Origin of the sequence: Caldifermentibacillus hisashii (assembly GCF_039654145.1) — a bacterium.
GTDB classification, from domain to species: domain Bacteria; phylum Bacillota; class Bacilli; order Bacillales; family Caldibacillaceae; genus Caldifermentibacillus; species Caldifermentibacillus hisashii.
Window position 1 is genome coordinate 2,872,939 of record NZ_CP155467.1, and the last position, 18,370, is coordinate 2,891,308.

Annotated in this window: 19 protein-coding genes and 1 riboswitch; of the genes, 9 read left to right on the forward strand and 10 right to left on the reverse strand. The window is 37.2% G+C overall.

All coding sequences use genetic code 11. From position 1 onward, the window contains the following. Positions 1–63: 63 nt before the first annotated feature. Positions 64–168, reverse strand: a riboswitch (SAM riboswitch). Between the two features lie 242 nt (positions 169–410). Continuing rightward, a complete protein-coding gene (gene pckA / locus NSQ14_RS13930; protein WP_326973592.1) occupies positions 411–1,991 on the forward strand; it encodes a phosphoenolpyruvate carboxykinase (ATP) in 1,581 nt (526 codons plus the stop codon). Positions 1,992–2,354: 363 nt separating this feature from the next. On the opposite strand, the gene NSQ14_RS13935 is transcribed toward pckA, so the two are convergent. Beyond that, positions 2,355–2,726 carry a PH domain-containing protein gene (locus NSQ14_RS13935; RefSeq protein WP_034771896.1) on the reverse strand — a complete coding sequence of 124 codons (372 nt, stop codon included), beginning with the start codon at positions 2,724–2,726 and terminating at the stop codon, positions 2,355–2,357. A gap of 162 nt (positions 2,727–2,888) precedes the next feature. Next, a complete protein-coding gene (locus tag NSQ14_RS13940; protein ID WP_034771897.1) occupies positions 2,889–3,131 on the reverse strand; it encodes a DUF2584 family protein in 243 nt (80 codons plus the stop codon). A gap of 268 nt (positions 3,132–3,399) precedes the next feature. Between NSQ14_RS13940 and NSQ14_RS13945 the strand changes: the two genes are divergently transcribed. The 3 genes from NSQ14_RS13945 to NSQ14_RS13955 all read left to right on the forward strand — a co-directional run bounded on the left by NSQ14_RS13945 (position 3,400) and on the right by NSQ14_RS13955 (position 6,144). Beyond that, positions 3,400–4,404, forward strand: a complete 1,005-nt coding sequence (locus tag NSQ14_RS13945; protein WP_152641350.1) for an ABC transporter substrate-binding protein — start codon at positions 3,400–3,402, stop codon at positions 4,402–4,404. Between the two features lie 176 nt (positions 4,405–4,580). Continuing rightward, a complete protein-coding gene (locus NSQ14_RS13950) occupies positions 4,581–5,360 on the forward strand; it encodes an ABC transporter ATP-binding protein (RefSeq protein ID WP_346216498.1) in 780 nt (259 codons plus the stop codon). After that, positions 5,338–6,144, forward strand: coding sequence for an ABC transporter permease (locus NSQ14_RS13955; RefSeq protein ID WP_034771900.1), 807 nt, complete (start codon positions 5,338–5,340; stop codon positions 6,142–6,144). Before NSQ14_RS13950 ends, NSQ14_RS13955 begins: the two co-directional genes overlap by 23 nt. An 83-nt stretch (positions 6,145–6,227) precedes the next feature. Here NSQ14_RS13955 and ytkD read toward each other — a convergent pair whose 3' ends face one another. After that, positions 6,228–6,701, reverse strand: coding sequence for an RNA deprotection pyrophosphohydrolase (ytkD, locus tag NSQ14_RS13960; RefSeq protein ID WP_041844759.1), 474 nt, complete (start codon positions 6,699–6,701; stop codon positions 6,228–6,230). A gap of 46 nt (positions 6,702–6,747) precedes the next feature. Continuing rightward, positions 6,748–7,074: a hydrolase gene (locus NSQ14_RS13965; protein ID WP_346216500.1), complete on the reverse strand. Its 327-nt coding sequence runs from the start codon at positions 7,072–7,074 to the stop codon at positions 6,748–6,750. A gap of 196 nt (positions 7,075–7,270) precedes the next feature. Here NSQ14_RS13965 and NSQ14_RS13970 point away from each other — a divergent pair, with 196 nt between their 5' ends. Further along, positions 7,271–8,347, forward strand: a complete 1,077-nt coding sequence (locus NSQ14_RS13970; protein WP_251250007.1) for a branched-chain amino acid aminotransferase — start codon at positions 7,271–7,273, stop codon at positions 8,345–8,347. A 149-nt stretch (positions 8,348–8,496) separates the two neighbouring features. Further along, the gene (locus tag NSQ14_RS13975; protein ID WP_346216501.1) at positions 8,497–8,748 is read left to right on the forward strand and encodes a DUF6154 family protein; all 252 of its coding nucleotides are present in this window, start codon (positions 8,497–8,499) and stop codon (positions 8,746–8,748) included. A 61-nt stretch (positions 8,749–8,809) separates the two neighbouring features. Here the strand turns inward: NSQ14_RS13975 and NSQ14_RS13980 are convergent, their stop codons facing one another. Beyond that, the gene (locus NSQ14_RS13980) at positions 8,810–9,244 is read right to left on the reverse strand and encodes a Dps family protein (protein WP_034771904.1); all 435 of its coding nucleotides are present in this window, start codon (positions 9,242–9,244) and stop codon (positions 8,810–8,812) included. A gap of 239 nt (positions 9,245–9,483) precedes the next feature. On the opposite strand from NSQ14_RS13980, the gene yidD reads away from it, so the two are divergent. Together yidD and NSQ14_RS13990 are read left to right on the forward strand one after the other, a co-directional pair. Continuing rightward, positions 9,484–9,774: a membrane protein insertion efficiency factor YidD gene (gene yidD / locus NSQ14_RS13985; protein WP_043988500.1), complete on the forward strand. Its 291-nt coding sequence runs from the start codon at positions 9,484–9,486 to the stop codon at positions 9,772–9,774. Positions 9,775–10,017: 243 nt separating this feature from the next. Further along, on the forward strand, positions 10,018–10,995 hold the full coding sequence (locus NSQ14_RS13990; RefSeq protein WP_346216502.1) for a metal ABC transporter solute-binding protein, Zn/Mn family: 978 nt from the start codon (positions 10,018–10,020) through the stop codon (positions 10,993–10,995). 36 nt (positions 10,996–11,031) lie between these two features. Here NSQ14_RS13990 and NSQ14_RS13995 read toward each other — a convergent pair whose 3' ends face one another. Both NSQ14_RS13995 and menB read right to left on the reverse strand, forming a co-directional pair. Next, positions 11,032–12,534 (reverse strand): o-succinylbenzoate--CoA ligase, encoded by a 1,503-nt coding sequence (locus tag NSQ14_RS13995; protein WP_341288360.1) that lies wholly within the window; start codon positions 12,532–12,534, stop codon positions 11,032–11,034. Between the two features lie 77 nt (positions 12,535–12,611). Next, positions 12,612–13,430, reverse strand: coding sequence for a 1,4-dihydroxy-2-naphthoyl-CoA synthase (menB, locus tag NSQ14_RS14000; protein WP_041844762.1), 819 nt, complete (start codon positions 13,428–13,430; stop codon positions 12,612–12,614). 501 nt (positions 13,431–13,931) lie between these two features. Between menB and NSQ14_RS14005 the strand changes: the two genes are divergently transcribed. Then, a complete protein-coding gene (locus NSQ14_RS14005; protein WP_041902940.1) occupies positions 13,932–14,867 on the forward strand; it encodes a 1,4-dihydroxy-2-naphthoate polyprenyltransferase in 936 nt (311 codons plus the stop codon). Between the two features lie 78 nt (positions 14,868–14,945). Here the strand turns inward: NSQ14_RS14005 and NSQ14_RS14010 are convergent, their stop codons facing one another. From NSQ14_RS14010 to NSQ14_RS14020, 3 genes are all read right to left on the reverse strand, one after another. Continuing rightward, positions 14,946–16,034, reverse strand: a complete 1,089-nt coding sequence (locus NSQ14_RS14010; RefSeq protein ID WP_095142324.1) for a tartrate dehydrogenase — start codon at positions 16,032–16,034, stop codon at positions 14,946–14,948. A gap of 89 nt (positions 16,035–16,123) precedes the next feature. Continuing rightward, the gene (locus tag NSQ14_RS14015) at positions 16,124–17,116 is read right to left on the reverse strand and encodes a hydroxyacid dehydrogenase (protein WP_034771910.1); all 993 of its coding nucleotides are present in this window, start codon (positions 17,114–17,116) and stop codon (positions 16,124–16,126) included. Between the two features lie 63 nt (positions 17,117–17,179). Next, complete coding sequence (locus NSQ14_RS14020) at positions 17,180–18,367, reverse strand: thiolase family protein (protein ID WP_034771912.1); 1,188 nt, start codon at positions 18,365–18,367, stop codon at positions 17,180–17,182. Between the last annotated feature and the right edge of the window lie 3 nt (positions 18,368–18,370).

Below are 18,370 nucleotides of genomic sequence, written 5' to 3' on the forward strand. Positions count from 1 at the left end.
ACTTTCCTATTAGCAAAAAAAAACACCTTCCCATGAGGAAAGGTTGCGCACGTCTTCCTTTCACTCTTATCGTTCAAGGAATCACCTTGCATCGGTTAGCACCTTACTTGCAATAAGTAGGTTGCCGGGTTTCCTCGGGCCTGTCCCTCCACCATCTCGGGATAAGAGTATCCGTTATAGATAAATCATACATGATATGAGAAATATGTCAATTGTTTTAAACAGAGATTAAAAAAGTTTTTTAGAAAACCAATTCAATTCCGTTATCTAAATTAGAAAAATGAGCTTAAAAATGAATGGAAAATGGGGCAATTTTTTTCTTTGAATAGTATAGACTAATAAAATATATATGTTATACTATTTTTCGAAGGGTATGAGAAAATAACAAAGGGGAAGGTTTACTAATGAAAATGGTAAGTACGGTAAACAGTCTGTATGAATTAGTAAATGGAAATAATATTTTAGTACAATTATCCGTTCCACAGTTAATGGAAAAAATTATTAACAATAAAGAAGGCTTACTAACTGACAAAGGTGCAATCAGTGTAACAACCGGGAAGTATACGGGGAGATCACCGAAAGATAAATATATTGTTCAAGAAAACTCTGTGCTGAATAAAATCGATTGGGGCAGTGTCAACCAACCAATCTCAAAAAAAGTATTTAACAGATTGTATCATAAAGTTTTGCATTATTTAAAACACAAGAAAGAACTGTACGTGTTTAAAGGATTTGCCGGCGAAGACAAATTATATCAACTGCCAATCCAGGTGATAACCGAATATGCATGGCATAATTTATTTGCCCATCAGTTGTTTATCCGCCCAACCGAAGAAGAATTGAAAAATCACCAAAGTCAATTTACAGTTATTTTTGCACCGGATTTCAAAGCTGATCCGGTCATTGATGGCGTTAGATCGGAAACATTTATTATTATTTCTTTTGAAGAGAAGGTTGTTCTGATTGGTGGAACAGAATATGCCGGTGAAATGAAAAAATCAATTTTTACAATTATGAACTATTTGCTTCCCGAGCAAGATATTTTCTCTATGCATTGCTCTGCCAATGTCGGGGATGACGGGGATGTTGCACTGTTCTTTGGCTTATCCGGTACCGGTAAAACAACGCTATCAACAGATAAAAACCGGCGTTTAATCGGGGATGATGAACATGGCTGGTCGAATCACGGCGTGTTTAATATTGAAGGCGGATGCTATGCGAAGTGCATTCATCTATCCCGAGAAAAAGAACCGCAAATCTATGATGCGATTAAATTCGGGGCCGTTTTAGAAAATGTTGTAGTAAACGAGAATACAAGAATACCGGATTTTGATAATGGTAGTTTAACGGAGAATACACGGGCCGCTTACCCGATTGATGCGATCGATAATATTGTTCAACCAAGTGTAGCCGGTCACCCGTCAACGATTATTTTCTTAACGGCCGATGCATTCGGCGTACTTCCACCGATTTCAAAATTGACAAAAGAACAAGCCATGTATCATTTCTTGAGCGGGTATACAAGCAAACTTGCCGGGACAGAACGTGGGGTGACTGAACCGGAAGCGACCTTTTCCACCTGCTACGGTGCACCGTTCTTACCTTTACCGGCCAAGCGTTATGCGGAAATGCTCGGCAAAAAAATTGATGAGCATAAGGTGCAAGTATTTTTAGTCAATACCGGTTGGACAGGCGGCGTTTACGGTGTAGGCAACCGTATGAAGCTTGCTTACACTAGGGCAATGGTGCAAGCTGCGATTGAAGGAAAATTGAAACATGTGGAGACCGTCAAGGATGAAATTTTTGGACTTCATATCCCGGTTCATGTTCCCGGTGTTCCGGATGAGGTGCTTTTACCGAATAAAACATGGAAAGATGAATTGGCCTATAAAGGAAAAGCAAAAGAATTAGCAGGGAAGTTCCGGGAAAACTTTAAGAAATTTACCGATATTGATGCGGAAATTGAGAAACTTGGAGGACCAATTGCGTAATAACTGATAGAAAAAACAAGGACCGGATATGGTCAGCAATCCACCATTCACGTTTACAGGGCTGTCCTAAAAGTACAACTTTCTAAATTTTATTGTTAAAAGAATAGATTCGGTTTATTTTCGTTTCAGTGGCGGACGCTTTCCGCGGGCACGGCCTCAGCCGCTTCGTCGCTCGTTACCTCGATCCTGCAGGGTCTTCGGCTCGTGCTGTTCCCGCAGGAGTCGCCGCCACCTTCACTTCAATCAAACTATTCAAATTAAATTAATTTTTGACTTTCTATACAGCCCTGTTCTTTTAATTGCTCCCAACATGGAATATCATTTGTCATTCTTTTTGCCAAAGTCCATTTTCTTTCAGTCTAGTCATAGTAAAACCGCTTCGGCAATGAGCTTGTCGAGTTTACGGATATCGACTCCTTTTTTTACATTCACTTTAATATGGCCGGCTCTTGTCCATAATTCTACTTCGGCATTAACATCCAAAAAAGTGCCTGCATTTTCAGTCGACCACATATTGATTGATGAATAAGGAAGCGAGTATATTTCAACCTTTTTCCCGGTTATTCCTTGAGCATCTCTGACAATTAATCTTTTGTTTGTAAAAATGGCACTGTCGCGAAATGTTTTATAAGCAGCAACAGCAACTTCCCCTTCCACCAAGATGTCTTGAACGTCATTTGGAATCGGACATTCGGAAATCAGCGTCCATTCCAAAATTGCTTGTGTTTCAGCCATAAATAATACCCTCCTTTTATTCTTTCATTCTAATTAGGATTGCACATCGACTTCTGGAATTTTCCATTTAAAAAAAGCATACCATGAAAAGTGTGGCCCAACATATTGTATTTTGAGCGTAAGTTTTTAGAAAAACCAGCTTTTTTTGTGTTTACTTGTGCCTTAATTAATTGTTTTTAATGCTGTCAACCTGTATATGATCGTTGTTTTTCCTTCAGACCATTCCAGCTTGTTAATTACACCTGAGCCGACAATTTCATCATCTTCCATTCTTTTCACTATTAAAGATGTATCCAATGGAAAAAGATGATATCCTTCTTTGACAATTTGAAAATAGTTTTCTTTTAAACGTGTTTCTTTTCCTGTAATGACAATTACCGACTCCAATTGAACCGGCATACCCATAAAAAAACCTCCTTATTTTTGTTAGTTTTCCTTTATATAAAAAATGTGTAATCAAAGTTTGAAGACAATCCGGTACATCTCAATTATATCATTTGTCATATTAAATATACGCCTTATCTGACAAGAATCCCTGCAATGATGTGGAATGCTAATGTAAAAGTCGTAACTTTTCACATGCTCGTCCCTTTAAAAAATAGGCATTCACACATTTTTTTCAACTTCATACAATAATGTAACAAATTGACTCAATCATTTTGGAGGAATGAGTATGAATAAGTTGATGAAGAGAGGTTTGATCCTTCTTGTAACAGTAGTTGCTGCAATTGGATTAACGGCCTGTAAACAGGAAGATAAACATTTACAAAAAATTCGTATTGCCGAAGTTACCCGCTCCGTTTTCTATGCGCCACAATATGTAGCCATTGAAAAAGGTTTTTTTAAAGAAGAAGGGCTCGATATTGAACTAACAACTGTTCCGGGCGGTGATAAAACGATGACTGCCCTGATTTCTAACGGAGCGGATATTGCTTTAGTTGGAGCAGAAACAAGTATTTATGTAAACAGCCAAGGAACTGAAGATGCAATCATTAATTTTGCCCAACTGACACAAACAGATGGAACTTTTCTTGTTTCGCGGGAACCAATTGACAATTTTACTTGGGATATGTTAAATGGTTCAACATTCCTCGGACAACGAAAAGGCGGGATGCCACAAATGGTCGGAGAATTTGTCTTAAAAAAACATGATATTGACCCGAAAAACGATCTTGAACTCATTCAAAACATCGATTTTGCCAATATATCTTCCTCCTTTGCTTCCGGTACAGGTGACTTTGTTCAACTATTTGAACCGACGGCCAGTATTTTTGAAAAAGAAGGAAAAGGTCATATTGTTGCTTCATTTGGAAAAGAAAGCGGCCATGTTCCGTACACCGTTTTTATGACAAAAGAAAGCTATTTAAAAGAAAACAAAGAAACAGTTGAAAAATTTACTCGGGCTTTATATAAAGCACAACAATGGGTTTATGAACATTCATCAGAAGAAGTGGCAAAAGTAATTCAGCCATTTTTTGAAGATACGGAGCTGGACATCCTTACGTCCTCCATTGAGCGTTACAAAGAACAAAAATCGTTTGCGGAAAATCCGTTATTGGATAAAGAGGAGTGGAATCATTTACAAGATATTATGGAGGAAGCCGGTGAATTGCCTGAACGATTGGATCACAGTAATTATGTGAATACGGAAATAGCCGAAAAAATTACAAACGAGTAATTTACATCAAACGAAAATTATCATTAGTTGCCGAAAGAACAATGAATCATGTGGATAGTCTTTTATTTTTTATCCCAAAAATATTCTCGTTTAGTACTTTTATCCAATTATAAAAACCGTATTTGAATATATTGAAGTATCTGGAATTTTTCACAAAAAATAAGGAGGCTGAAAAAATGAGCTTTTTGGAGATTCAAGATGTAACCCACAGTTATTTTTCGAAACAATCAAAGACGACGGCTCTTATTGATGTTAGCCTCTCCATTCAAGAAGGTGAATTCATATCTTTTCTCGGACCGAGTGGATGTGGAAAAACGACTTTGTTATCCATCATTAGCGGATTAATTGAACCAACCATTGGTCATGTTTTGCTGGAAAATGAAAAAGTAACCAGGACGAACAAAAAAACAGGCTATATGCTTCAACAAGATTACTTATTCCCATGGAAAACAATTGAGGAAAATATTTTCATCGGTTTAAAACTAACAAAGCAACTAAATGAAAAAACAAAACAAAATACTATTACCCTTCTTGAAAAAATGGGATTAAAGAATGTAAGTAAACAATTTCCCTCCCAGCTGTCGGGCGGCATGCGACAACGGGTAGCACTTGTTCGTACACTTGCGACAAATCCGAAATTATTGCTTCTTGATGAACCATTTTCAGCACTGGATTTTCAAACAAAATTAAAGTTGGAAGATCTCGTTTTTTCGACATTAAAACAATTTCAAAAGACAGCTATCCTTGTCACTCATGATATTGGAGAAGCGATCGCAATGAGTGACCGAATTTATTTATTTACTAACCGCCCCGGTACAGTCCACCGTGTCTTTCATGTACCTGATGAACTAAGAAGAGAAATCCCTTTTCATGCTAGAAGTCATGAGCAATATTCGGATATTTTCCAGGAGATTTGGAAGGAGTTGGAAGAACTTGAGCAAACAAACGATGATTGAACAGCTCCATCGAGATTACAAAAGGTCATTGACCAGAAATAAGCGTTGGGTCCACTTTTTCCAGATTATTATCTTTCTCACATTCTTTGTTTTATGGGAAATTGCCAGTCGCTTTCACTGGATTGACCCGTTGATTTTCAGCTCACCATCCAAGGTATGGGAATTATTAAAGGAAAATATTTTAGATGGTTCTATTTTTCCACATATTTGGACCACTGTATTTGAAACGATACTGGGCTTTATAATCGGGACGGTTGCCGGTACAATCTTGGCTGCGATTCTTTGGTGGTCACCGTTTTTGTCAAAGATTTTGGATCCATACTTAGTTGTGTTAAATGCGATGCCAAAAGTGGCAATCGGCCCGATCCTGATTGTTGCCCTTGGACCGACCATGACGTCTATCGTTGTCATGGGAGCGATCATTTCCGTTATTATTACAACCATTGTCGTTTATACGTCCTTTCGGGATGTCGATCAAAATTATCTGAAGGTCCTGCAAACATTCGGTGCAACAAGATGGCAATGTTTTAAAGAAGCGATTCTTCCCTCTTCCTTTCCAACCATTGTTTCAACATTGAAGGTCAATGTGGGGCTAAGTTGGGTTGGGGTTGTTGTCGGCGAATTCCTTGTTTCTAAACAAGGACTCGGTTATTTGATTATATATGGATTTCAAGTGTTTAACTTCACCCTTGTCATGCAATCCCTATTCATCATCGTCATCTTTGCCACCATCATGTATAAGTTGGTTGAATATATAGAGAAAAAAATCGTAAAAAACGGATAACAATCGTTGTCCGTTTTTTTTAATGTATACAAAATGGTGAACAGCTTTTTAAAAAAACTTTATCCGGACGATCTGGGCATTTCTTAAAGTACATGATTCTCTTTAATAAATGCAATACATGATTGGATGACTTCATCTTTCATAATGAAACTATATTCATCCGTTAAACTTTCAGGTGTTAATGATGCCGAACTTAGAACCGGGCCATCCGTTTCAAAATATTGGTCATATTTTTCCATGCTTTTAATTTTTGCATAGTAAACGTTTTTGACAAAATGCTCATTTGAGCCAATAACCTCATATTGACCAATATACAGTAAAGAATCGATTATTGCCCCGGTTTCCTCCTTCACTTCACGAATCGCCGCATCTTCGGGTGTTTCCCCTGGTTCCACCTTACCACCCGGAAATTCCAGTCCTCTTTTTTTATGTCTTGTAAACAACCACTGATTTTTATAACGGCAAATGATCAATACATGTTTTGGTTCCATGGCAAAAGCCTTTTTGGAAAACGATAAGTGCACGGTATTTCCATTTACATCTTGAAACGTCTTCATTTCCTGTCCCTCTTTCCAACCTTCTCCACACATCTTATCATATAAACTATAAATGGTCCGAATAATCGCTGTTTAGAACGCCCATTGATTGAATATGATTTTTTGTTTCCTTGTCTCCAAGTTCATACAACAGCGAATACATTTCCTTTATTCCATTATCATATATCTCATTCTGTCTGTCATGATGATATTCTAAAAAAGGGATATGTGAACGGACAAACGTTGCTAAGTTCGCCTGATGAAGATTGTTAAATATTTCTCTTAATTTTTTTATATCACTATCTGCCGCATGGATTACATAATGATATGTATCCAATTCACTTTTACTTATTTCACCATTTACTATATCTATATAGTATTTTTGTGTTTCCATCAATCTTTCACTCCCTGCAAATTTTTGCCTTTTCAAATATCATAACTAGTTTTACATCAAATAATTACACATTTCCTAAGTTAAAATTTTTAAAATTTATTGACTAAATAATAAATCAGCTATAAAATTATCATTACAAATAATTTTTGAAAATAACTTAGAATGATTTTATTTCATTTAGGAAGGAAGACAACAAATGAATCAAGTCTCAAAAATTGATTTTATCAAAGCAGAGAAATTAAAAGAAAAACCGGACCCGGATACGCTTCAATTTGGTAAAAACTTTACAGACTATATGTTCATGATGGATTTTGATGGAGAAAACGGTTGGGTAAATCCGATCATCAAACCGTTTGAGTCGATTACATTATCACCGGCATCTTTTGTTTTCCATTATGGTCAAGCTGTTTTTGAAGGGTTAAAGGCTTATAAAACCATTGATGGGCGTTCAGTCATTTTCCGACCGGAAAAACATATCGCTCGCCTGAATGCTTCTTGTAAAAGATTATGTATTCCACCATTAGACTCTGAATTAGTATTGGAAGCCTTGACCACACTTGTAGAATTGGAAAAAGATTGGATTCCGGAAAAAGAAGGCACCTCATTATATATACGGCCTTTTGTCATTTCCACAGAACCATATCTCGGTGTTCGGCCTTCATACCATTATAAGTTTATGATCATCTTGTCGCCGGTAGGGGCTTATTATTCAGACGGACAATTAAATCCGGTAAAAATTTACGTGGAAGATGAATATGTTCGTGCGGTTAAGGGCGGTGTCGGTCATGTTAAAACCCCGGGAAATTATGCAGCAAGTATTTTGGCCCAAGAAAGAGCAAACGAGGTCGGCTATGAACAAGTACTTTGGCTCGATGGCAAGGAAAATAAATATATTGAAGAAGTTGGAAGTATGAATATCTTCTTTAAAATTAACGGAGAAATTTATACCCCGAAATTGAACGGCAGTATTTTACCCGGGGTCACGCGTGATTCCGTTATCCAAATTGTACATGATTGGGGAATCCCGCTCCATGAAGAACTAATTTCGATTGATGATCTTTATGAAACATATCAAAAAGGACAACTGGAGGAAGTATTCGGTACAGGAACGGCTGCAACCATCTCACCGGTGGGAGAACTAAAATGGGAAGAACATGTGATGACGATCAATCATTTTGAAACCGGCGAATTTGCCAAAAAATTATATGAAACAATGACCGGTTTCCATTACGGTAAAATTAAAGATAAATTCGGTTGGATTAAAGAATTATAATCAAGAAAACTCGGCGACTGCCGAGTTTTCTTTAAATGGTGTTATAAGTTTGTTTATTTTTACATATAGATATAAAATATAGGTAGTAAGGCTGACAGATTGTTTGTTCGATGATTGCTCCAAATTACAGATAAAGGAGGTTTTGGATCATGAAGTTCGTCGATGAATTATATGATTTTCACAAAAAGAAATTGACTGCTGACGACGAAGATATCGAGATTTTAGTAAGTTCAATCATGCAGGAATTATCCAAACAAGATATGTTAAACATTCTTTCCGAGCTGAATCAGCAGGAACTTTATCAAATAACCGGTACATATATAGCCTATAAATTGCGAGAAAAACTAGTCCAAGATCAACAATTAGGCTCAATTCATGACAAGGATACATATATTCATTAATAAAAACGGCTGTTATTGGTAATAACAATACATATTACCAATAACAGCCTTTGTCATTTGCTTATTTTCCTAAAAAAGCTTTAAACATCCAAATATGTTTTTGGAAGCTTTCACTGATTCCCAGTAATAAATCGGCGGTTCCTTCATCATCACCGGCCAATTCCATTGTAGCTGTTAATTCCTTGTCTATCGTTTCTAAATCGTTAACAAGCTCTTCCACCATTTCAACATCGGTTCCGACTTTACTTGCTTCTTTCACTGTAGCAAGATCGAGACATTCTTTTAATGTGGAAATTGGTTTTTCATTTAATTGTAATAACCGTTCAGCAATACTGTCGTTATGTTCGGTTACTTCATTATAAAGTTCTTCAAATTTTGCATGTAAAGTAAAGAAGTTCGGGCCTTTCACAAACCAATGGAAGTGATGAATTTTCATATAAAGGACATTTAAATCCGCAACCAATTTGTTCATATTTTGTTTTAATTCTGCGTTCATAATAATTCCTCCTTATTTATGACACATTTCTTTATATACTTTTTTCAGAACATGATACAATTATGTAAGAAAAAAGCAAATAAAAAAAGCATATTAGAGAATTAGGAAATTTTTACTAAGTAATCCTTAATTCTCCATAGCTTTATTTTAAAACAATTACTTTGAACAAGCTATAGATATAATTTGAACATTTCCCCATGACCAGGTTATTTTATTTCCCAAAAAGGATGAAGCAAACAATGTTAAAAAACATATTTATCGGGCTCATTCGTTTCTATCAAAAATTTATTTCCCCGGCGACACCACCAAGCTGTCGATTTTATCCTACTTGCTCCCAATACGGTTTGGAAGCAATTCAGCGATTCGGCGTATTAAAAGGCGGCTATTTAACGGTCAAACGAATTTTAAAATGCCACCCTCTCCATCCCGGTGGTATCGACCCCGTTCCACTTGAATGGTCGTTTCGGTCTAAAAAAGGAGATGCGAATGAAAAGAATTCGAACCCAAATATGAAAAAAGTTGAGAAATAAAGAAAAAAGTTTCCCATCTTAACGGGCAGTAAACCCGCCCCAAGATTTTCGAGTTTACAAAAAAATAGGTGGGGGTTCAACTAACCATCAAGACCCAAGTTTCTTTTTCAAATTTTTTCTTGCATAATGGAAAAAAATAAATTATGATATTAATATGCTAAATCGTAATGAATACGATTTATCTTAGAAACTAAATCGTAATTATTCCGATTTATAAATCACCAATTATTTAAGGAGGAATTTATGGGTAAAGGAAAATTAGCTATTCTCACACTCACTTTTATTTTTACCGTTATTTTAAATGGTTGTGGACCAGAAAATAAAACAAACTCTGCCGACACAAAATCAGATGGAAAAATTTCCGTTTACACGACCGTATTCCCGTTGGCTGACTTTACGAAAAAAATTGGCGGTGATTATGTTGATGTTCAATCCATCTATCCGCCCGGTGTTGATGAACATTCCTATGAACCGACACAAAAAGAAATTATTGACATGGCGAATGGCGATTTATTTTTTGCAATCGGATATAACCTTGAAGGATTTGTTAAAAAAGCACAACCGATTTTAAAAGAAGAAGGAGTTAAGGTTGTTCCGGTTGGGGAACAAGTTCATCTGGCAACACATGAAAATGACAACGGGCATTCAGATCATGCAGAACATTCAGAAGATGAAGAGCATGGACATGATCATGGCGGCGTGGACCCTCATATATGGTTAGACCCAGTTTATTCCATTGAGCTGGCCAATGCAATTAAAAAGAACTTAATAGAAAAAATGCCCGAACAAAAAGAAACGTTTGAAAAAAACTTCGAATCATTAAAAACTCAGTTGGAACAGTTAAATAAACAATTTACAGAAGTTGCCAACCAGGCAAAAGTGAAAAAATTTATTGTTTCCCATGCAGCCTACGGATATTGGGAAGAACGCTACGGACTCGAACAACTCAATATTTCCGGCATATCTACTTCTCAAGAACCGACGCAAAAGCAATTAATGGCAATAGTCGATGAAGTAAAAGCCAATCAATTGAAATATATTCTCGTGGAACAAAATGTCCACAATAAACTTGTTGATGTGATTCAATCTGAAACAAATATTTCAACACTACCGATTCATAATTTATCGGTTTTGACTGAAAATGATCTGAAAAACGGTGAAGATTATTTCTCATTAATGGAGAAAAACTTGGAAACATTGAAAACAGCATTAAATGAATAGTCCAATTAGCACTCAAAAAGGTCCCCGGAGAAATTATTATTCCCGGGAGACCTTTTTATTGTTAAGCTTTTCTTTTAACACTCTGCGAAGGACTTTATTCGCTGCGTTTTTCGGTATTTCATCCAATTCAATCCACCGCTTTGGAACTTTATACTTTGCTAATTTTTTTACACAAAATTCCTCCAACTCGATATTTGTCACTTGACAGCCATCTTTTGCGACAAAAAATGCCACCGGAATTTGTCCCCAAAAAGAATCTTCCATTCCGACCACACTGACCTCTTTTATGGCAGGATGTCTATGAATCACGTTCTCAATTTCAGAAGGATAAATATTTTCGCCACCGGAAATAATTAAATCCGAACGTCGATCTAAAACAAACAAAAATCCTTCTTCATCCAAATAACCGATATCCCCGGTATGAAACCAACCATCTTTTGTAAAACTTGTTTGATTCGCTTCATTTCGATTAAAATATCCCTTTGTCACATTCGGGCCTTTGACAACAATTTCCCCTACTTGATTAGGCAAGGCAATTTCGCCATCTTTTTCAATGCGAATATCACTAAAAAATAATGGCTTACCGGCAGAACCAAGTTTTCTAATACTATCTTCCGGTGCCAACGTAACAATTTGTGAGGAGGTTTCCGTTAATCCATAGGTCTGAAAAACGGGAATATTTTTCTGGTTACATGTTTCTAAAAGGCTCAACGGAACCGGTCCCCCACCGGTCAACATGCAGCGAAATGAAGGATGATAATTTCGGCTGCCAAGTTGCTGAATCATTCGTTGGAGCATGGTGCTTACCACTGACATGATTGTTGCTTTTCCGTCAACTAATGCTTGATTAATTTTTTCCTCCTCAAATTTTTCAAATAATACAATCGGAATCCCGTATAAAACACTTCGAATTAAAGTGGAAAAACCGCTAATATGGAAAAGCGGTACAGCAGTCAGCCAGGCATCATTCTCCTGTAAACCTAAATTCAATGCAGAGCCAATTGCACTTGACCAATGATTCCCGTAAGTTTGCATAACCCCTTTAGGTTTGCCTGTTGTTCCCGATGTATACATAATGGTGCAAACCTCATCAAACGGAAAATCAGCCACTTCTTCAAAAGACATCCTTCCATAATGATGAAATTTTTCAATCCATAGTATCGGCTTGGACCAAAATGACTCTATTGCTGAACATTGGTCCGTGAAATCCGCTTCACTAATTAAATATTGTGCACGACTGTCTGTAATTTGAAAAATCAGTTCATTCGCTTGAAGCCGACCGTTTAATAAAACGGCCGGACAACCAAGCAATTGTAAAGCATGAAGAATAACGACCATATCCAGATGATTCTTTAGTAAAACCGCAACATGGTCACCTTTTTGCACTCCGGCACTATGGATTTTTTCCGCTGCTTCTTTTGCCTTTTCGTACAACGCTTGAAAAGTTATTTCTTGACCATTGAAATGGACAGCAACTCGGTTCGGAGTTAAATTTGCCCGTTTCCGTAACCAGTTCGGAATTGTTTGAAAACCTGTCATTTTTCCACCTGACTTTACTTTAATGCTTGAGGATGAAAATTGAAGGGGCTCAGTTCAGCCCCTTGTCTACTTGATTTTTACGGAAATCTCGGGAATTGGTCAAAGTCCGGTTTCCGTTTTTCTTTGAAGGCATCCCGACCTTCTTTTGCCTCATCCGTTGTGTAAAATAATAATGTTGCGTCCCCTGCCAACTGTTGAATACCTGCCAACCCGTCAGAATCAGCGTTAAAGGCAGCTTTTAAGAAACGGATAGCTGTCGGACTCTTTTCTAAAATTTCTTCACACCATTTCACAGTTTCGTCTTCCAACTGTTCTAACGGTACTACCGTATTGACAAGTCCCATTTCCAGTGCTTCCTGTGCATTATATTGGCGGCATAAATACCAAATTTCCCGCGCTTTTTTATGACCGACAATTCGGGCCAAATAACCGGCACCATATCCGCCGTCAAAACTGCCGACTTTCGGACCGGTTTGTCCAAAAATGGCATTGTCTGCAGCAATCGTTAAATCACAGACAATATGTAATACATGTCCGCCACCAATGGCATACCCGGCTACCATTGCAATTACCGGCTTTGGAATTACCCGGATTAGCCGTTGCAAATCCAAAACATTCAGGCGTGGAATATTATCTTCACCGACATATCCTCCATCCCCACGGACCTTTTGATCACCGCCGGAACAGAATGCTTTATCGCCGGCACCGGTTAAAATAATCACCCCGATTTTCGAATCATCACGGGCGTAACTGAATGCGTCAATCATTTCTGTAACAGTTTTTGGTCGGAAAGCATTTCGAACTTCCGGACGATTGATCGTAATTTTGGCAATGCCATTATAGGTTTCATAAATAATATCTTCATATTCCCGTTCACGAATCCATTCTCTCGCCATTATAATCCTCCTTCTTTAACTGTATTCACGAAAATTTATTGGATATTTTAACAAAATGTCCATATTTATTTTACCAAACTTATCCCATTTTTCCACGGGATTAACCCGGGGAAGAGCAAAATTTGTTTTTCCATCTTATTTTTTCATTTTTATGAGGGATATTTCTTGAACTTTTATCCTTTTATTAAAATTGCACGTTTTTACTATACTGATCCCGGTTTTCTACGTGATTTGCTTTTAGAATCTATCTCTTAAATTTGATACTTCCATTTAATATTGTGAGTTTATGATCATTCTATTTCCCCGGAAACTTTTTTCGATTATCTGCTAAAGTCCGATGTTCTGATGTTCTTTACCGGATAATCTTATTTCCAACAATTACATACAGATTCGCTGAAAAAACTTGTCTATTTAATTGACACAATTGTACCGAATCCATAAACTGAAGATAGGGATGTTCACAAGTTTTTCAAAAATATTTCTTTTAGAGGAGAGAGTTTTATGCAACCTGGGATTCAGTCAAATCAGGCAAACTTGAATCCTAATAAAAAGGAATGGCAAGTATGGTGGCAGCTGACGAGACCGCATACATTAACCGCATCATTTGTGCCCGTCATTTTAGGAACGGTGATCGCCTATGAAATAACGCCAATCAAATTCGATCTGTTTCTTGCCATGCTAATTGCCAGTTTATTAATTCAAGCCGCTACAAATATGTTTAATGAATACTATGATTATAAAAGAGGGTTGGATAACGAAAAGTCCGTGGGAATTGGCGGTACCATTGTTCGTGAAGGAGTTCACCCAAAAGTAATTTTAAATCTTGCCATTACTTTAATTGCCCTGTCTGTTTTATTAGGGGTCTATATTTCCATGAACAGCAGTTGGTGGGTAGCACTCGTCGGGTCGGTATCCATTCTTATCGGTTATTTATATACCGGCGGACCTTTACCAATCTCATCAACACCCTTTGGCGAGTTGTTGTCAGGTTTATTTATGGGAATAAATATCATCTTGATTTCATTTTATATCCAAACGGGGACAATCACTGCAACAAGTATTCTTGTCTCTATCCCGACTACGATTTTAATTGGGGCTATTAATCTATCGAATAATATTCGTGATCTGAACGGAGACAAAGAACATGGTCGAAAAACCTTGCCGATTCTGGTCGGACGGGAAAATGCCATCAAAATACTGGCAGTTGCTTTTCTTATTTCTTATTTATGGATTCTTGCACTAATTTTATTTGCAGATTTATCTCCATGGTTACTTGTTGTCTTTCTCAGTTCACCAAAAGCTTATCAGGCAGTAAAAAAATTTATTGGAAAGACGATTCCCATTGAAATGATGCCGGCAATGAAAGCAACCGCCCAAACCAATACCTATTTCGGATTCTTACTTTCAATTGGGTTTATTATTTCATATCTTTTTTAAAACAATGGTTTATTCATATGCCCATCCAATTGGTTCAACTAACCATCAGTGGGGAAGAAAACCCCCACTGATGGAGTTTCACTTACTTTTGTTCTCCGTTACCATCTGAGTCAATATTTCTATCAATCGATCTCCTGTTTCAGTTGTAAGAGATTTCCCACCTAAATCCCTCGTTAAGTACCTTCCTTCTTTTAATAGGACTCTTATGGATTCAATAATATAATCTTTCCAATTACCTTCATGAAAATATTCCATCATTTGAGCAACAGACCAAATTGCGGCAAGCGGGTTCGCAATACCTTTCCCGGCAATATCAGGTGCGGAACCGTGAATGGGTTCGAACATTGGTGGAAATTGCCTTTCCGGATTAATATTTGCACCAGCAGCAAGACCAAGCCCTCCAGTAATGGCAGCACCCAAATCTGTAAGAATATCGCCAAACAAATTGGTCGTTACAACAATTTCAAATCTTTCAGGTTCCTTTATAAAATACATACTCGCGGCATCAACTAAATACGAGTACGTTTTTACGTCCGGATATTCCTGACTAATTTCATTGAACACTTGATCCCAAAATACCATTGAATAATTCAATGCATTTCCCTTACTGATACTCGTCAACGATTTTTTTTGGCGTCGTGCTTCTTCAAAAGCATAACGAATAATTCGTTCCGTGCCCTTTCGAGAAAAAACACTGGTTTGCAACACAACTTCTTCCGGGGTTCCTTTATTCATCCATTCACCAACGCCGGCATACTCACCTTCACTATTCTCTCTAATAACAAGAAAGTCAATATCTTTTTCACTTTTATCCTTTAATGGTGTTAATGATTGATTTAATAACGTTATCTCCCTTAAGTTGACATACTGATCAAATCCTTTTCGAATTTTTAACAACAAGTCCCATAATGACACATGGTCCGGGACGCTCGGATGACCCACTGCACCAAGATAAATTGCATCAAAATCTTTTAATTGTTCCAAACCATTATCGTCCATCATTTTTCCGTTCTTAACATAGTAATCACAGCCCCAAGGGAACTCTTCAAATTCAAAAAATAAGTTATTATCGATTTTATCAATTGTTTTTAATACTTTTACACCCTCCTGAAGAACTTCTTTTCCAATACCATCACCAGGTATTAAAGCTATTTTCAAACGTTTCATTATAAACCCACCTTGCGAGTTAATATTCGATTTTCTTTCAGTTGCAATGATATTCGGGAAAACTTAAGTATCATTAATTTCGAACCGGATTATCCAAACAATTGGTTATAATTAACCATTGTAGACGGTTTTTCCCCTTTTATCGTTTTTATTAAATTTTCCGCAATAATTTCTGAAGTCTTCCTTGCAGCTTCAACACTTATTCCCCCCATATGAGGAGTCATAATTACTTCATCCAATTCAAAAAATGGGTGATTTTTATTCGGGGGCTCTTCAGAAAATACATCAATTCCCGCTCGAAAGATTTTTTTCTCTTTTAGTGCTTCATATAAATCGATTTCATTTATGATTCCGCCTCTTGCTGTATTAATAAGTACAGCAGTTGGCTTCATCATATGGAAAAATTCCTTGTTTATCATGTTCCTCGTATCGTTGGTTAATGGAATATGCAAGCTAACAATATCGCTTTCTTTAAATACTTCATGAATTGATGTTGTTAGTTTCAAATCCAAAGATTTTGCTATTTCCATCTTTTTTTGGTTCATTTCACGGACATAGGCAATCACTTCCATATCAAAACCAACACGCATAATTTTCGCAACTTTTTGGGCAATGGTACCGAAACCAACTAATCCAAGTGTTTTTCCCTTCACTTCATAAGTAAATTGACCATCACGGAAATTGAAATTCCCTTTTTTAGTTTCTTGATGAAATTGAATGAGATTTTTCATTGTTGCCAAAATTAAACATACCGTATGTTCAGCAGTTGCCTGACTATTTAATTTAGGTGCATGTAGTACAGGAATACCTTTTTTCGTCGCATAGTCCACATCAATATTATCTAAACCAACACCTGCCCCTGAGATTGCCTTAACATTTTTACACGCATCAATGATTGCTCGGGTAATTTTTGCAGGCGCGCGCAAGATGATTCCATCAACATCCTCATTGTCATGTAAAAACCGAATAATTTCCTGTTCATTAAATGTAACAAATTTCGTTACTTTGGCACTCCTTTTTAAAATTTCTTCACCATGAACATGATACATGGGCAGAATTTGGAGAATATGGATTTCACACATAGAAAACCTCCCGTAAATTTATTGGAGCTTATAAACAATGGAATTTCCGGCAATCTTATTATATTAATATAATGATTCTACAACAGTTGTAATTCCTTGCCCTCCACCAATGCAAAGTGTGACTAGACCGTACTTTTCTCCTCTTCTCTCCATTTCATACAGCAATTTTGTCATTAAAATCGCACCTGTAGCACCTATCGGGTGTCCGAGTGCAATCGCTCCACCGTTAACATTGACTTTATCCACGTTCAAATCCAGTTCTTTGATGACGGCTAAAGCTTGGGCTGCGAATGCCTCATTTAATTCGATTAAACCGATATCTGCCAAAGTTAACCCACATTGTTTTAAGGCTTTCCTTGTCGATTCAACAGGTCCGATTCCCATGATTTCCGGGGATACCCCACTTACGGCTTGTGCAATGATTTTTGCCTTAGGTTTCAGTCCATATTGCTTCACTTTTTCTCCACTCATCATTAAAATTGCAGCCGCACCATCATTTCTTCCGCTTGAGTTTCCTGCCGTTACCGAACCGTCTTGTTTAAACACTGCGGGAAGCTGTCTTAATTTTTCTGTTGATGTTAATCTGGGGTGTTCATCAACTTCAAACAATATTGTATTTTTTCTATTCTTTATTTCAAAAGGTACAATTTCATCTTTAAATCGTCCCTCTTTAATTGCCCGGTCGGCTAAAATTTGGCTGCGATGGGCAAATTCATCTTGCTCGTCACGGGAAATACGATATTTTTCCGCTAAGTTTTCTGCAGTAAGTCCCATTGTTAAGTTTCCATATTTCTCCCTTGGTTGTGAACAAGGCTGACTTTCTGTATTTGGATCAAGTAATTCACCGTTTCCGGCACGGTACCCAAATCTGGCATGACGCAAATAATAAGGTGCAGTACTCATACTTTCCGCTCCACCGGCAATAATCACATGAGATAAACCGAGCATGATTTGCATATGTGCATTATTAATGGCTTGCAGTCCTGAACCGCATTGACGGTGAACAGTATACCCGGTCACGGTGACAGGCAACTCCGCACGTAATGCAGCTAACCGAGCTAAGTTCGATGTGTCGGCACTTTGTTTTGCTTGACCTAAGATGACCTCGTCCACTTCCACCTCTTTTCCATATCGATATAAAACCTCTCGAATAACCTTCTCAGCAAGTAAATCGACGGTTACATCTTTCAATGTACCCCCAAGTTTTCCAATTGCAGTACGAACAGAACCAATGATATACGAATCTACCATTTC

Bases quoted from the DNA above. Each gene is read 5' to 3' on its own strand.
- pckA (WP_326973592.1), top strand. From the start codon at position 411: ATGGTAAGTACGGTAAACAGTCTGTATGAATTAGTAAATGGAAATAAT.
- NSQ14_RS13935 (WP_034771896.1), bottom strand. From the start codon at position 2,726: ATGGCTGAAACACAAGCAATTTTGGAATGGACGCTGATTTCCGAATGT.
- NSQ14_RS13940 (WP_034771897.1), bottom strand. From the start codon at position 3,131: ATGGGTATGCCGGTTCAATTGGAGTCGGTAATTGTCATTACAGGAAAA.
- NSQ14_RS13945 (WP_152641350.1), top strand. From the start codon at position 3,400: ATGAATAAGTTGATGAAGAGAGGTTTGATCCTTCTTGTAACAGTAGTT.
- NSQ14_RS13950 (WP_346216498.1), top strand. From the start codon at position 4,581: ATGAGCTTTTTGGAGATTCAAGATGTAACCCACAGTTATTTTTCGAAA.
- ytkD (WP_041844759.1), bottom strand. From the start codon at position 6,701: ATGAAGACGTTTCAAGATGTAAATGGAAATACCGTGCACTTATCGTTT.
- NSQ14_RS13965 (WP_346216500.1), bottom strand. From the start codon at position 7,074: ATGGAAACACAAAAATACTATATAGATATAGTAAATGGTGAAATAAGT.
- NSQ14_RS13970 (WP_251250007.1), top strand. From the start codon at position 7,271: ATGAATCAAGTCTCAAAAATTGATTTTATCAAAGCAGAGAAATTAAAA.
- NSQ14_RS13975 (WP_346216501.1), top strand. From the start codon at position 8,497: ATGAAGTTCGTCGATGAATTATATGATTTTCACAAAAAGAAATTGACT.
- NSQ14_RS13980 (WP_034771904.1), bottom strand. From the start codon at position 9,244: ATGAACGCAGAATTAAAACAAAATATGAACAAATTGGTTGCGGATTTA.
- yidD (WP_043988500.1), top strand. From the start codon at position 9,484: ATGTTAAAAAACATATTTATCGGGCTCATTCGTTTCTATCAAAAATTT.
- NSQ14_RS13990 (WP_346216502.1), top strand. From the start codon at position 10,018: ATGGGTAAAGGAAAATTAGCTATTCTCACACTCACTTTTATTTTTACC.
- NSQ14_RS13995 (WP_341288360.1), bottom strand. From the start codon at position 12,534: ATGACAGGTTTTCAAACAATTCCGAACTGGTTACGGAAACGGGCAAAT.
- menB (WP_041844762.1), bottom strand. From the start codon at position 13,430: ATGGCGAGAGAATGGATTCGTGAACGGGAATATGAAGATATTATTTAT.
- NSQ14_RS14005 (WP_041902940.1), top strand. From the start codon at position 13,932: ATGCAACCTGGGATTCAGTCAAATCAGGCAAACTTGAATCCTAATAAA.
- NSQ14_RS14010 (WP_095142324.1), bottom strand. From the start codon at position 16,034: ATGAAACGTTTGAAAATAGCTTTAATACCTGGTGATGGTATTGGAAAA.
- NSQ14_RS14015 (WP_034771910.1), bottom strand. From the start codon at position 17,116: ATGTGTGAAATCCATATTCTCCAAATTCTGCCCATGTATCATGTTCAT.
- NSQ14_RS14020 (WP_034771912.1), bottom strand. From the start codon at position 18,367: ATGGTAGATTCGTATATCATTGGTTCTGTTCGTACTGCAATTGGAAAA.